This is a genomic window from Streptomyces sp. Y309 (assembly GCF_056712025.1).
In genome coordinates this window covers 2947658-2961819 of sequence record NZ_CM160048.1, presented here as the reverse complement: position 1 = coordinate 2961819, position 14162 = coordinate 2947658, and the positions used below count along the sequence as shown (strand labels likewise).

Below are 14162 nucleotides of genomic sequence, written 5' to 3'. Positions count from 1 at the left end.
GCGGAGCCGCATGTCGATGCAGCCCCGCGCCCCTTCGGGGCGCGGTACCGCACCGCTAGGCCGGGCGCAGCCACACCGTGGCGAGTGGGGGGAGCGTGAGGCGCAGGGAGGCGCCTCGGCCGTGCGCGGGGACGGCGTCCGGCTTGAGGACGCCGGGGTTGCGCACGTCACCCCCGCCGTACGAGGCGGCATCCGTGTTGAGGACCTCCTGCCACGCGGCGTACTCGTCCGGCACCCCCAGCCGGTAATCGCGCCGCACCACGGGCGAGAAGTGGGACACGGCAAGCAGCGGCGAGCCCTCCGCGTCGTACCGCAGGAAGGCGAACACATTGTCCTCGGCGGCATCCCCGTCGACCCACGCGAACCCACCGGGATCGGTGTCCCGCTGCCAGAGGGCGGGCACCGACCGGTAGGTGGCGTTGAGGTCGCGCACGAGGTCCCGGACCCCGCGGTGGTCGGCCTCGGCCCCGTACGCGGGGTCGAGCAGCCACCAGTCGGGCCCGTGCCCCTCGGCCCACTCCGCGCCCTGCGCGAACTCCTGCCCCATGAAGAGGAGTTGCTTGCCGGGGTGGGCCCACATGAAGCCCAGGTAGGCGCGGTGGCTGGCGCGCTGCTGCCACCAGTCGCCGGGCATCTTCGAGACCAGCGCCCCCTTGCCGTGCACGACCTCGTCGTGGGAGATCGGCAGGACATAGTTCTCGCTGTAGGCGTACACCATCGAGAACGTCATCTCGTGGTGGTGGTACTTGCGGTGCACCGGTTCCTTGGTCATATAGCCCAGCGAGTCGTGCATCCAGCCCATGTTCCACTTCAGCCCGAAGCCGAGCCCCCCGCGTGCTGGACTCCCTTTGGCGCCGGGCCCGGTGTGGTGGGTGGCGCGGGTGACGCCGTCCCACGCGGTCGACTCCTCGGCGATGGTGACGACTCCGGGGCAGCGCCGGTAGACGGTCGCGTTCATCTCCTGGAGGAACGCCACCGCGTCCAGGTTCTCCCGGCCGCCGAGCTCGTTCGGCGTCCACTCGCCGTGCTCGCGGGAGTAGTCGAGGTAGAGCATGGAGGCGACGGCGTCGACACGCAGCCCGTCGAGGTGGAATTCCTCGCACCAGTAAGTGGCGTTGGCAACAAGGAAGTTGCGTACTTCATTCCGCCCGTAGTCGAACTCCAGGGTGCCCCAGTCGGGGTGCGCGGCCCGCGCCGGGTCCTCGTGCTCGTACAGCGTCCGCCCGTCGAACTCGGCGAGCGCCCAGTCGTCGCGCGGGAAGTGCGCGGGCACCCAGTCCATGAGGACGCCGATGCCCGCCTGGTGCAGGGCGTCGACGAGGTATTTGAAGTCGTCGGGGGTGCCGAGGCGGGCGGTGGGTGCGTAGAAGCCGGTGACCTGGTAGCCCCAGGAGCCGCCGAAGGGGTGCTCGGCGACGGGCATCAGCTCCACGTGCGTGAAGCCCAAGTCGGCCACGTACGCCGGTAGTTGGTCGGCGAGTTGGCAGTACGTGAGGCCCGGCCGCCACGACGCGAGGTGCACCTCGTACACGGAGAAGGGCGCCTCGTGCACGGGGACGTCACCACGCTGCCGCATCCACTCCTCGTCCCCCCACTCGTGGTGCGAGGCGTCGATCACGGAGGAGTTGGCGGGCGGCGCCTCGGTGCGGCGCGCCAGCGGGTCCGCGCGGAACGTCATGCCGCCGTCCGGCCGGGTGATCTGGAACTTGTACAGCTCGCCCGCGCCGAGCCCCGGCACGAACAGCTCCCACACGCCGGTGCCGCCGAGCGACCGCATCGGGAAGCCGATCCCGTCCCAGTAGTTGAAGTCCCCGACGACGCGCACGCCCTGGGCGTTGGGCGCCCACACCGTGAAGCGGGTGCCGTCGACGCCCTGGTGCGTCATCGTCCGGGCGCCGAGAGCCTCCCACAGCCGCTCGTGCCGGCCCTCGCCGATCAGATGCAGATCGAACTCGCCGACGGCGGGCAGGAACCCGTACGCGTCCGGGATCTCCAACTCCGTCTCGTCGTACGTGATGTGCAGCTGGTAGTCGTCCGGGACGGCGCGCAGCGGCACCACCGCCGAGAAGAACCCTTCGCCGTCGTCGAGGAGTTCGGCCCGCAGCTCGCCCGCGACGACGGCCACGGCACGCGCGTACGGGCGCAGCGCGCGGAAGACGGTGCCGTCCGGGGTGAGATGCGCCCCGAGCACGGAGTGCGGGTCGTGATGGGTCCCGGCGAGCAGCCGCGCACGGTCCGCCTCCGGCACGGGGGAGCGGGGCGAGGACGCCGCCCGCCCGGGATTCGCCCCGGCCGCGGCGGCGGAGGCCGACCGGGCCTTCGGCACGGCGGCGGCAGCGGTCTTCCCGGAGCCGGTCTTCCCGGAAGCGGTCTTCCCTGCGGCGGCCGTCTTCTTCTGGGCCGCCTTGGCGGTCTTGGCGGTCTTCGTGGACTTCGTGTTCTTGGCGGCCCGCGCAGGCTTCGAGGTCTTCGCGCTTCGCGCGCCCCCCGCCGACCTGGCGGTCTTCGCGGCCTTGGCCGTCTTGGCCTTCGCGGGGTCCGGCTGCGGGGGCGTGACCTCGGGTTGGGGCTCGTCCGACGGGGTGCGGGAGGTGGGGCGGCGGGTCACGGGGGAGGCCTCCTGTCAGGGGGTCGGGGCGATCAGAGGGAGGCGTCGGTCGCCAGCTGGTCGAGGGCGGCCAGCGGCACCGGGAGCCACTCGGGGCGGTGGCGGGCCTCGTACACGGCTTCGTAGACGGCCTTGTCCGTCTCGTGGGCGCGCAGGAGGACCGGGGACGTACGGGGGTCGTGGCCGTCGACGTCGGCGTAGCCGGAGCAGTAGGCGGCGCGGCACGCGTCGGCCCACTCGGGGGACCACCGGGACGGGGCCGGGGTCTCTCCTGGCCGGGCGGCGGGGCCGGGAGCCTGGGGGACGCTGCGGGCGGCGTAGTCGAAGGAACGGAGCATGCCCGCTATGTCGCGTGCGGGCGGCTGCGGCATGCGGCGTTCCGCCAGGGGCCGCGCGGGCTCGCCCTCGAAGTCTATGAGGGTCCACTCGCCGGAGGGCGCGCGCAGGCACTGGCCCAGGTGCAGATCGCCGTGCACGCGCTGCGCCGTCAGCGTGGCACCGCCCTCGGCGGCCAGGTCGGCGAGCGCCGCGTAGGCGGTGCGCAGCGCGGGCTCGTACGGACGCAGCGCGGGAACGGCCCGCGCCGCGGCCTCCAGGCGCTCCGTCATGCCGCGTGCAAGCAGCTCCACCTGCGCGCGGCCGAGCGTCACCGTAGGCAGCGCCGCCGCGAGGGCCGCGTGCACCTCGGCGGTGGCCCGGCCGAGGGCCCGCGCCTCACCGCTGAAGTCCTCACCCTTGGCGAGGACTTGGAGCGCGAGCTCCCACCCGTCCGTCGCCCCCGGCACGTACGGCTGGAGCACCCCGAGCACCAGCGGCTCGTCGGGGCCGTCGGCCGTCATCCACGCGGCGGGCGGCGGCACCCGGCGGCAGTCCTGCGGGGCCAGGGCGAGCGGCAGCTCCAGGTCGGGGTTGACGCCGGGCACCACCCGCCGGAACAGCTTCAGGATGAACGCGTCGCCGTACACGAGCGAGGAGTTGGACTGCTCCGCGCCGAGCGCGCGCGGCGCGAGACCGGACGGGATGTCGGTCCCCGGGGGTCCGTCGGCGCGCGCGAACCGCAGCACGCCGAGCCGCCCCGGCACCCGCAGCCGCTCCAGGAGCAGCGCGGCGAGGCGCGGGTCGTGCAGCGCCTCGTACACCGTCCGCCCGGCCAGCGCGCCGTCGGTCACGTGGCCGATCAGCGCGGGCGCGAGCCGGGGCGGGAGTTCGGTGCGTACGCCGATCAGCAACTGGTAGCAGTCGGCGGGGAGTTCGGGTTCGGGCGTCGCCGGGACCGGGGGCGGCAGTGGCTGGCGGACGCGGATGAGCAGATGCAGCAGCCCCGGCTCGGCGCCGGGCGGCAGCAGCTCGGTCGCCGCCACCAGGTCGAAGCCCGTGACCGGGCGCCCCTTGCCCGCGAACCACCGCTGTCGCGGCAGCCAGCCGCGCAGCAGCGGATCGAGGGACGCGAGGAGCGCGCCGGCGTTGGCACTGGGGCGGGTGGCGGCTTCCGACATGATGTCCCGTCCTTTCCGCACCGCGGACAAGTCAGGTACCGAGGGAGGTGCCGGGCAGGTGATGTGCCGAACTGAGCGAGTGCCCCCGTAACGGCGACCTTACGCCGAGTCGTCGCGCAGCCGGAACCAGTAGAACCCGTGCCCTGCGAGGGTCAGCAGATACGGCAGTTCACCGATGGCCGGAAAGCGCACGCCACCGATCAGCTCCACGGGGTGGCGGCCGTTGAAGGCCTGCAGGTCGAGTTCGGTGGGCTGGGCGAAGCGGGAGAAGTTGTGCACGCACAGGACCAGGTCGTCGCCGCCGGGTTCGCCGTCCTGGCTCGTGGAGGGTGCCTCGCGGAGGAAGGCGAGGACGGCGGGGTTGGAGGAGGGGAGTTCGGTGTAGGAGCCGAGGCCGAAGGCGGGGTTCTGCTTGCGGATCTCGATCATCCGGCGGGTCCAGTGGAGCAGGGAGGAGGGGCTGCTCATGGAGGCCTCGACGTTGGTGACCTGGTAGCCGTAGACGGGGTCCATGATCGTGGGGAGGTAGAGGCGGCCCGGGTCGCAGGAGGAGAAGCCCGCGTTGCGGTCGGGGGTCCACTGCATGGGGGTGCGTACGGCGTCGCGGTCGCCGAGCCAGATGTTGTCGCCCATGCCGATCTCGTCGCCGTAGTAGAGGATCGGCGAGCCCGGGAGGGAGAGCAGCAGGGCGGTGAAGAGTTCGATCTGGTTGCGGTCGTTGTCGAGCAGGGGGGCCAGCCGCCGCCGGATGCCGATATTGGCGCGCATACGCGGGTCTTTGGCGTACTCCGCGTACATGTAGTCGCGTTCTTCGTCGGTGACCATCTCCAGGGTGAGCTCGTCGTGGTTGCGCAGGAAGATGCCCCACTGGCAGCCGGAGGGGATGGCGGGGGTCTTGGCGAGGATCTCGGAGACGGGGTAGCGGGATTCGCGGCGGACGGCCATGAAGATGCGGGGCATGACGGGGAAGTGGAAGGCCATGTGGCATTCGTCGCCGCCGTCGGCGAAGTCGCCGAAATAGTCGACGACGTCCTCGGGCCACTGGTTGGCCTCGGCGAGGAGCACGGTGTCGGGGTAGTGCGCGTCGATCTCCGCCCGCACCCGCTTCAGGAGCTCATGGGTGCGCGGCAGGTTCTCGCAGTTGGTGCCCTCTTCCGCGTAGAGGTAAGGGACCGCGTCGAGGCGGAAGCCGTCGATGCCCAGGTCGAGCCAGAACCGCAGCGCCGAGACGATCTCTTCCTGGACCGCCGGGTTCTCGAAGTTGAGGTCGGGCTGGTGGGAGAAGAAGCGGTGCCAGTAGTACTGCTTGCGGACGGGGTCGAAGGTCCAGTTGGAGGCTTCGGTGTCGACGAAGATGATGCGGGCGTCGCTGTATTGCTTGTCGTCGTCGGCCCATACGTAGTAGTCGCCGTAGGGGCCGTGGGGGTCGGCGCGCGATGCCTGGAACCAGGGGTGCTGGTCGCTGGTGTGGTTCATGACGAAGTCGATGATCACGCGCATGCCGCGCTGGTGCGCGGAGTCGACGAATTCCACGAAGTCGGCGAGGTCGCCGAACTCGGGCAGCACGGCGGTGTAGTCGGAGACGTCGTAGCCGCCGTCGCGCAGCGGGGATTTGAAGAAGGGCGGCAGCCACAGGCAGTCCACGCCGAGCCATTGCAGGTAGTCCAGTTTGGCGGTCAGGCCCTTGAGGTCGCCGATGCCGTCGCCGTTGCTGTCCTGGAAGGAACGCACCAGGACTTCGTAGAACACGGCGCGTTTGAACCAGTCGGGGTCGCGGTCCCGGGCGGGGGTGTCTTCGAAGGTGTCCTGGACGGGCTCGTTGAAGATCATGGTGTGGGTGACCCTCCGATCAGCGGTGAGGACGGTCGCAGGACCAGCACGTGCGCGGGCGCCCGGCCCGGATCGAGGCGCACGTAGTTGGACCTGCCCCAGTGATAGGTCTCGCCGGTCAGCTCGTCACGCACCGGCACGGACTCGTGCGGGTCGAGCCCGAGCTGTGGCATGTTCAACGAGACGGTGGCTTCCTGGGTGTGGTGGGGGTCGAGGTTCACGACCACCAGAACCGTGTTCGAACCGCCGGTGTCCGCCGCCGACTTGGAGTAGGCGATCACCGAGTCGTTGTCGGTGTCGTGGAAGTGCAGGTCACGCAGTCCGGCGAGGGCGGGGTTGGCGCGCCTGATCCGGTTGAGCGCGGTGATCAGGGGCGCGATCGTCCGTCCTGCGCGCTCGGCCGCGGCCCAGTCGCGCGGGCGCAGTTGGTACTTCTCCGAGTCCAGGTACTCCTCGCTGCCGGGCCGTGCCGGGGTGTTCTCGCACAGCTCGAAACCGCTGTAGACGCCCCAGGTGGGCGAGAGCGTCGCGGCGAGCACTGCGCGTGCCGCGAACGCGGGCCGACCGCCGTGCTGGAGGTAGGCGTGCAGGATGTCGGGCGTGTTCACGAAGAAGTTGGGCCGCAGGTAGTGCGCCGTCTCGGTGGACAACTCCCGTAGGTAGTCGGTGAGTTCGTCCTTCGTGTTGCGCCACGTGAAGTACGTGTACGACTGGTGGAAGCCGATCGCCGCGAGGGTGCGCAGCATCGCGGGGCGGGTGAAGGCCTCCGCGAGGAACAGCACGTCCGGGTCGGTGCGGTGGATGTCGGCGAGGACCTCCTCCCAGAAGGCGACGGGTTTGGTGTGGGGGTTGTCGACGCGGAAGACGCGCACGCCGTGGCCCATCCAGAACCGCAGCAGCCGGATCGTCTCGGCCACCAGACCCGGCAGGTCCCGGTCGAAGGCCAGGGGGTAGATGTCCTGGTACTTCTTCGGCGGGTTCTCGGCGTACGCGATGGAGCCGTCCGCCCGGTGGGCGAACCAGTCGGGATGCTTGTCCACCCATGGGTGGTCCGGGGAGCACTGGAGGGCGAAGTCCAGGGCCACCTCCATGCCCAGGCGTTCCGCCTCGCGCACGAACGCGTCGAAGTCCTCCAGCGTGCCCAGGTCGGGGTGCACGGCGTCGTGGCCGCCCTCGGGCGAGCCGATCGCCCACGGCACGCCCACGTCGTGCGGCCCCGCCGACAGGGCGTTGTTGGGACCCTTGCGGAAGGTGGTGCCGATGGGATGGATCGGCGGCAGATACACGACGTCGAAGCCCATGTCCGCGATCGCGGGCAGCCGTTTCGCGGCCGTGCGGAACGTGCCGGAGATTGGCGGCGCGCCCTCGCGCACCAGCGCGCCCTCCGACCGCGGAAAGAACTCGTACCAGGACCCGAACAGCGCCCGCCTGCGGTCCACCCGCAGGGGGAACTCCTCGGTGGAGGTGAGCAGTTCGCGCAGCGGGTGCCGGGCGAGGACGGCGTCCACCTCGGGGGTGAGGGCGGCGGCGAGCCGGGCCGCGGGCGGGCGGGAGAGGTCGCGCAGGGCCGCGGCGGCGGCAAGCAGGACGTCGGCGGCGGGGGCGGGGGCCGGGGTTCCCGGCACATGCGTGGCGGCGCGGCTTCCGGGCACTTCCGTGGCGGCGCGGCTTCCCGGTACCTCCGCGGTGGCTTGGCTCGCGGCGATCTCCGCGGCGGCCCGTTCGTGCAGGCGGGCGCCCTCCTCCAGGACGAGATCGGTGTCGATGCCCGCCGGTATCTTGATGCCCGCGTGGTGCCGCCAGGTCGACACCGGGTCGCCCCACGCCTCCACGGCGAAGGTCCAGTCGCCCTCCCGGTCCGGGGTGACCCGCGCGCCCCACCGGTCGGTGCCCGGGGCCAGCTCGCGCATCGGGGTCCAGGGGCCGACGCGTCCCTCGGGGTCGCGCAGCACGACGTTCCCGGCGACCGCGTCGTGCCCCTCGCGGAAGAGGGTCGCGGTGACCTCGAACGTCTCGCCGACGACGGCCTTGGCGGGTTTGCGGCCGCCGTGCACGACCGGCCCGACGTCGAGGACGGGGATGCGCCCGGTGAGGGCTCTGGGCGCCTGGGGCACCTGGGGCGCCCCGGACGCTCGAGGCGCCGGGGGCGCCGGGGGCGCCGGGGGCGCAGGGGACGCCGGGGGCGTCCTACGGGGTTGGGGCATGACCGCTCCTGTTCCGCGTACGAGTGGGCGGAGATGGGCTGTGGAGGGGTTCCGCGGCGCACACGCACGAGGCCCACGAGCACCGTCGCGGGCGTGTGCGTGTGCGTACCGGAGGAGCCTTCCCACGCTCCTCGGGTGGGCAATCCGGCGCTTTGTTAACTACTCGCGCGTAACGGTCAGCACAAGACCGATCACGTGGAAAGCGCGACAAGACATGCGCGGACCGGCCCCGCCCGGATGGACGGAACCGGTCCACAACCGGCGAGCCACGGCCGGTAGTTGCCACCTAGAGGCCGTCCACCTGCACCAACTTGTCGGGTGAGCCGGAACCGGCACCGGACACCCGTCCCGTCACCGCCCGCCCGGTGAGCGCCTTGGCGACCCCGGCCGGCTTCGCCGAGGGAGGCCCGGAGAGATACAGCGCGGCCGCGCCCGCGACGTGCGGTGCCGCCATCGACGTACCCGACGAGAGGGCGGCGGCGCCGTCGTTCCTGATCGACGCGGACCTGATCGAGACGCCGGGTGCGAACAGGTCGAGTGCGGTGCCCCAGTTGGAGAACGGGGCGCGGGCGTCGCGGCGGTCGGTGGCGCCGACCGTGATGGCCTGTTCGACGCGGGCCGGCGAGGACAGGCTCGCGCGGTCCCCTTCGTTGCCCGCCGCGACCGTGTACGTCACGCCGGACGCTATGGAGGCCCGCACGGCCGCGTCGAGCTGCGCGTTGGGCGGGCCGCCGAGGCTCAGGTTGGCGACCGCGGGTTTCTTCGCGTGCCGGGTCACCCAGTCGATGCCCGCGAGGACCTGCGCGGTGGTGCCCGCGCCCTCGTCGTCGAGGACCCGCACGGCCACGATCTTCGCCTTCTTCGCGACGCCGTACTTGGTGCCCGCGACGGTCGCGGCGACATGCGTGCCGTGGCCGTGGCCGTCCTGTGCCACGCCGTCGTTCTGCACGAAGTCCCGGCCGGACCTGGCGCGTCCGCCGAAGTCCCGGTGCGAGGTGCGCACGCCGGTGTCGATGACGTACACCGTGACGCCCGCGCCCGCCCGCCGCGGCGCGGTGTACGACCTGTCGAGCGGCAGCCGCTTCTGGTCGACGCGGTCGAGGCCCCAGGACGGCGGATTCTGCTGCCGCGCGCCGGTCTGTACCTGCTGCACCCGCGCGCCCGTCCGCACCTGCGCGTCCGGGACCACCCCGGCGACCGCCGGGTCGGCGGCGAGCCGGCGTGCCTGGCCCGCGTCGGCCCGCACGGCATAGCCGTTGAGGGCGGCACTGTACGTGCGGTCGATGCTCGCCCCGTACGTCCGGGCGAGGTCCCGGCCCGCGGCGGACGCGGCCTTCGTGCCGGGCGCGAGGGTCACGATGTAGCCGATCCGGGGGCCTGCGTCGGCGGGGGGCGCGGCGTGCGCGGGCGCCGGGACGGCCGACAGCGCCGCCGCCGTGACGAACGCCGCCGCAACTCCCGTGAGGCGTAAGTGTCTTGTGCGTGGTCCAGTCATGTGCCGGATTCCCTCCCCTGAGTACCCCGAGCGTCTCGTGCGGGGGTCACCACGACAAGACCAGACAAGCCAGTCCCAGGCGGTGGAAGCGGCCATACCGTCGCGAATCATGGTCAACTCGCCCCAACTCCAAGGCAGAGCTTGGGTGTATGCCAGCAAATCCTAGGATTGACTTGGGTTTTCGCGGTGCCCGATGATCCAGTCAGGGCCCAGGGCGGCAACCCGCACCGGACCCCCGCCGCAGTCCGGACTCCGGCGGGGGCGAGGGCGGGTGCCGACCCACCGCCCTGTCGCCCCACCGCCCCGTTGTCCCCGTCGTCCCCGTTCCCCGTCGGGGACGACGTCCGAAGACCGCCAGCGGGGCGTGGCGGGTCCGGTGACCCTGTGAGCCATGACGATCTTGCCTACGCCTACGCCTACGCCTACGCCCTCGCTCACGCCCCCGCACCCGACCGGCCCGCGCGCCGTGCTCACCGCCATGTACGCCGCCGAGGCCCGCTACCTCGCGGCGGGCGGCCCCGGCCGCGCCTCGTTCGACCTGCTCGCGCCCTACTTCGCCCCGGACGTCGTCCTGCACCAGGCCGACGCCCTGCCGTACGGCGGGACGTGGCGCGGGCACGACGGCATGGAGCGGTTCTTCCTCGCGATGAGCGCCGCCTGGGCGGAGTTCGAGATCGGGGAACAGCGGTTCCTCGTGGGCGGGGGCCCGGATGCGGACGGCGGGACCGTCGTCGTACGGAGCGAGATCCGGGCCCGGGCACGGGCGACCGGGCGGGAGCTCGCCTTCCCGATCCTGCAGACCGTGACGGTCGCGGACGGCCGGATCACGGAGGTGTGGCCGTTCTACTGGGACACGGCGGCGATCGCGGCGGCGTGCGGGGAGGAGCACGTCGGGGCGTAGCGGGGGTGGTGGCCGGGGGTGGCCGGCGGTGGTCGTTCCGCGTTGACAGGGCGCGGGAACGGCGTCTGTAATGGGCGCGTGCCGCGTGGCACCGGCCAGAGAGCAGTGGGCAGGCCGGTGACCGGGCGAGCGCCTTCACCAAGGGACATGACCTTGCGTACTCACTTCACCTCGCCGTGCCGCGGCGCCACGCCTCTGACGTGACCGCGCCCGCGCGCCGGGCCACTCCGGCCTGAGCGCGACCGCACCCCGAGCCACCCTTCCTTCGCGGGCCTCCGTGCCGCGCCCCCTCCAGCCTTCGCACCCTGGGGGCGTAGCCCGCCGCGCCCGCACCACACCTGTCTGGAGTGCCTCTTCCGCATGCCCACGCCCACATCCGAACCCGCACAGCAGACCCCCCGAGAGATCCACACCCTCGCCGACAAACTCCTCGAAGTGCACGACTGGCTGCGCGGCGAGCTGGTCCACCTGCGCGCCGACGCCGCCGCGCACCTCGCCGAACGCGCCGCCCACCAGGGGCCGGGGCAGCCGCCCGCTCCGGGGCTCGGCCTGCAGATCCGGCAGCGCTGCCTGGAGTTCTGCGACGCGCTCACCTTCCACCACACCAGCGAGGACGACCACGTCTTCCCCGGCGTCGCGCAGTACCACCCGCAGCTGCGGCCCACCCTGGAGCGGCTCGGCGCGGAACACCGTGCCATCGCCCGGATCAAGGAGAGCCTGGTCGCCCTGCTCGCGGACCTCGCGACGGCCGACCCCGGCGTGTTCCTCGCGGAGTTCGACCGCATGGCGGGAGAGCTGACGGCACACCTGGAGTACGAGGAGGCCTGGCTGGTCCCGGTCCTCGCCGATGTGCCGTTCCCGCCGCCGGGACCATCAGCCTGACGAGCTGTCGGGCTCCCTGTGAAGCGAGTAGTCTGCCGGGGCGTTTCGTGAGGTGACGGCCGTACGGCCGGCCCGGCGCACACGGCTGCGAGCACAGGAAAACAGAGGGACGGGGCGGGATGATCGGTCAGTTGAGGGAATCGTCCCCGCGCCGGACAGGGCCGTACGAGACCATAGCCCGGCTCGGCGCGGGCGGCATGGGCGAGGTGTTTCTCGCCGTCCCGCAGCGGGCGGCCGGTGCGGGACCGCAGGGGGCGGCCGGTGCGCCGGCGGGCTCGTACGACCCGCGGGAGCTCGTCGCCGTCAAGGCCGTCCGCAACGACATCGCGGGCGAACCCGCCTTCCGGGCCCGCTTCCGCCGGGAGATCGCCGTCGCCCGCTCCGTCACCAGCCCGTACGTCGCGCGACTCGTCGCCGGTGACGCCGACGCCGAACAGCCGTGGCTCGCCACGGAGTACGTGCCCGGTCCCACCCTCGCCGAAGCGGTGCGGCGGCACGGCCCGCTGCCCGCCGCCTGGGTCGCCGCGCTCGGCACCGCCATGGCGGAGGCGCTCGCCGCCGTGCACGCCGCCGGGGCCCTGCACCGCGACCTGAAGCCCGCCAACGTCCTCATCGGCCCCGACGGGCCGAAGCTCATCGACTTCGGCGTCGCGCGCACCCCCGGCGCCACCACGATGACCTCCACCGGGCTGCTTGTCGGCACCCCCGGCTTCATGTCGCCCGAGCACGTCGCGGGCGGACGGCACGTGGTGGCGGCGTCCGACGTCTTCTGCCTCGCCTCCGTGCTCGCGTACGCGGCCACGGGGCACGACCCGTTCGGCGACGGGCCCGTGGCCGCCGTCCTGTACCGGGTGTCCCGCGCCGAGGCCGAACTCGACGGCGTACCGGAGGAGTTGCGGGACGTCCTCGCCGCGTGCCTGGTTGTCGACGCGGCGGCACGCCCCGAGCCGGAGGAACTCGCCGAGCGCCTCAGGGCCCTGCGCGGCGGGGGCGGCGGTGACTTCGGGTGGCCCGCCCCCGTCCTGGAGGCCATCGGCGAGGTGCGGCGCGACGTCGAGCAACTGTGCGCCGCCGGGCGGCCGTTGCTTCCCCTGCCCGCGCAGCCCGCCGTACCACCTGGGCAGATCCCCACCCCCACCGCGTTCAACGCCCCCACCGCGCCCGGCACACCGCCGCCCTCGTCGCCTCACGATCTGCCCACCATGGGCGCGGCCTCGCCCTCCGTCGCCACCCTCCCCGCCGCCCCCGCCCCCCGGCGCCGCCGCACCGCGCTCGCCGTCATCGCCGCCGTCGCCGTGGCCGGAGGCGCCGTGGGCGCCCTGCTCGCGCTGCTCGGGCCGGACTCCGGCGACGACGGGGGAGGCAAGGGCGACACGGCGCGCCCCGGCGCCACCCCGTCCAGCCCGCTGTCGCCCGTCCAACTCGTCGCGTCCGCGGGCGTGGACGCGAAGGGAACCGACGACCGCAGCGGCCTCGTCCCGCAGTTCGCGGAGCAGCGGCCCAAGGGCTGGAAGCCGTGGCGCGGCGCCTTCTCGCACGCGCCGATGAACTGCGCCGCAGACACCCGCGCCGTCGTCTGCCTGCTCACCAACGGCACGTACGAGGCCCTCGGCGCCGCCGACGGCAAGCGCCTGTGGGCCTCCGACGGCCGCACCGGCGCCGACGGCGACACCGGCGGCGAGGCGTACATCAGCCCCTCCGGGAAGCTGTTCGTACCCGGCGACAGCCTGGCGCCGGTCGTGCGCGGCGGCACCGCCGTCATCGCCCACAAGGGGCGCCTTCAGGTGCGCGACTCGCGGAGCGGCGACGTGCGGTGGTCCGCGAGCCCGCCGGACGGCCGCTTCTTCACGCGCGCCCTGATCGGCGACGGCCTGCTGCTCGTCGCCGCCGAGGCCAAGCCCTCCGGCAGCGGCGGCTTCCGCGGGGCGGAGCTCATCGCGTACCCCCTCAAGGGCGGAGCCCCCCGCTGGACGGCGCCGCTGAGCACCGAGGACCTGGCGGGCGCCGAGCAGAACGGCCAGTACGGCGCCGAAGTCGTCCGGCACGGGCGGGTCTACACCGACGCCAAGGAGGGCCTCGTCGCCCTGGACGTCAATACCGGCGCGCGTGTGGGCGAGGCGTACGACGACGCGCAGTGCCGCTCGGTAATGGCCGTCGGCGCGCAGATCGTGTGCCCGTCCGTGCTCACCGGCAGGTCCGGCCTCGGTGACGCCACCGACGATCCGCAGACCCGTGTGACCCGGCTCAACGCCAAGACCTTCGCCGTCGAGGGCGCCTTCGGCCTGAAGACGCCGCCGGTCGAGGCGGACGGGACGGTGGCGCCGGACGTCGTCGTCAGCGCGGTCGGCCCCGAGAACGCGGCCGCGTACGACGTCCAGCGTCGCCAACTCGTCGTCGCCGAGTCGAAAAAGGGGCGGATCACGCGCAAGGAGCCGATGTCCGTCGTCGACGACCAGATCGAGCGCAGCGTGTCCTCGCCGCCGCTGCTCATCGGCGACCGGGCCCTGTCCGCCGACAACACCACCCTGCGCACGGTGCCGCTCAAGGCGTCCGGCGAGGTGCGGTCCCTGCGGGTGCCGGGCGCGCCGGGCAACCGCGCGCCGAAGCAGGGGGACGACCTCGGCACCGTCATCGCCGACCACCTGCGGCCGCCGATGGTCCTTCCGCTGGGCGGTGTCGCGACGATCGTCTACGACCAGGGGACGGTCGTGTCCGTACGCATCCCCTCGTGAACTCCGTACTCATC

Annotated in this window: 8 protein-coding genes; 3 read left to right on the top strand and 5 right to left on the bottom strand. The window is 72.9% G+C overall.

From position 1 onward, the window contains the following. Positions 1 to 55: 55 nt before the first annotated feature. The 5 genes from glgB to AC0KTA_RS11095 form a co-directional block, all read right to left on the bottom strand. Positions 56 to 2608, bottom strand: coding sequence for a 1,4-alpha-glucan branching enzyme (glgB, locus tag AC0KTA_RS11115; RefSeq protein ID WP_481054955.1), 2553 nt, complete (start codon positions 2606 to 2608; stop codon positions 56 to 58). A 32-nt stretch (positions 2609 to 2640) separates the two neighbouring features. Next, positions 2641 to 4104, bottom strand: coding sequence for a maltokinase N-terminal cap-like domain-containing protein (locus tag AC0KTA_RS11110; protein WP_481054954.1), 1464 nt, complete (start codon positions 4102 to 4104; stop codon positions 2641 to 2643). Positions 4105 to 4203: 99 nt separating this feature from the next. Beyond that, positions 4204 to 5934 (bottom strand): maltose alpha-D-glucosyltransferase, encoded by a 1731-nt coding sequence (gene treS / locus AC0KTA_RS11105; RefSeq protein ID WP_481054953.1) that lies wholly within the window; start codon positions 5932 to 5934, stop codon positions 4204 to 4206. Further along, positions 5931 to 8138, bottom strand: a complete 2208-nt coding sequence (locus tag AC0KTA_RS11100; protein ID WP_481054952.1) for an alpha-1,4-glucan--maltose-1-phosphate maltosyltransferase — start codon at positions 8136 to 8138, stop codon at positions 5931 to 5933. Before AC0KTA_RS11100 ends, treS begins: the two co-directional genes overlap by 4 nt. Before the next feature lie 286 nt (positions 8139 to 8424). Next, positions 8425 to 9633, bottom strand: coding sequence for a S8 family peptidase (locus tag AC0KTA_RS11095; protein ID WP_481054951.1), 1209 nt, complete (start codon positions 9631 to 9633; stop codon positions 8425 to 8427). Between the two features lie 391 nt (positions 9634 to 10024). On the opposite strand from AC0KTA_RS11095, the gene AC0KTA_RS11090 reads away from it, so the two are divergent. From AC0KTA_RS11090 to AC0KTA_RS11080, 3 genes are all read left to right on the top strand, one after another. After that, entirely contained in the window at positions 10025 to 10534 is a 510-nt protein-coding gene (locus tag AC0KTA_RS11090) for a nuclear transport factor 2 family protein (protein ID WP_481054950.1), read from the top strand. Positions 10535 to 10894: 360 nt separating this feature from the next. Beyond that, entirely contained in the window at positions 10895 to 11416 is a 522-nt protein-coding gene (locus AC0KTA_RS11085; RefSeq protein ID WP_481054949.1) for a hemerythrin domain-containing protein, read from the top strand. A 131-nt stretch (positions 11417 to 11547) separates the two neighbouring features. Beyond that, positions 11548 to 14148, top strand: a complete 2601-nt coding sequence (locus tag AC0KTA_RS11080; RefSeq protein WP_481054948.1) for a serine/threonine-protein kinase — start codon at positions 11548 to 11550, stop codon at positions 14146 to 14148. Positions 14149 to 14162: the final 14 nt, after the last annotated feature.

What these genes read in the sequence shown, in the direction of transcription:
- AC0KTA_RS11110 (WP_481054954.1), bottom strand. Translation starts at nt 4,104, where the DNA reads ATGTCGGAAGCCGCCACCCGCCCCAGTGCCAACGCCGGCGCGCTCCTC.
- treS (WP_481054953.1), bottom strand. Translation starts at nt 5,934, where the DNA reads ATGATCTTCAACGAGCCCGTCCAGGACACCTTCGAAGACACCCCCGCC.
- AC0KTA_RS11100 (WP_481054952.1), bottom strand. Translation starts at nt 8,138, where the DNA reads ATGCCCCAACCCCGTAGGACGCCCCCGGCGTCCCCTGCGCCCCCGGCG.
- AC0KTA_RS11095 (WP_481054951.1), bottom strand. Translation starts at nt 9,633, where the DNA reads ATGACTGGACCACGCACAAGACACTTACGCCTCACGGGAGTTGCGGCG.
- AC0KTA_RS11090 (WP_481054950.1), top strand. Translation starts at nt 10,025, where the DNA reads ATGACGATCTTGCCTACGCCTACGCCTACGCCTACGCCCTCGCTCACG.
- AC0KTA_RS11085 (WP_481054949.1), top strand. Translation starts at nt 10,895, where the DNA reads ATGCCCACGCCCACATCCGAACCCGCACAGCAGACCCCCCGAGAGATC.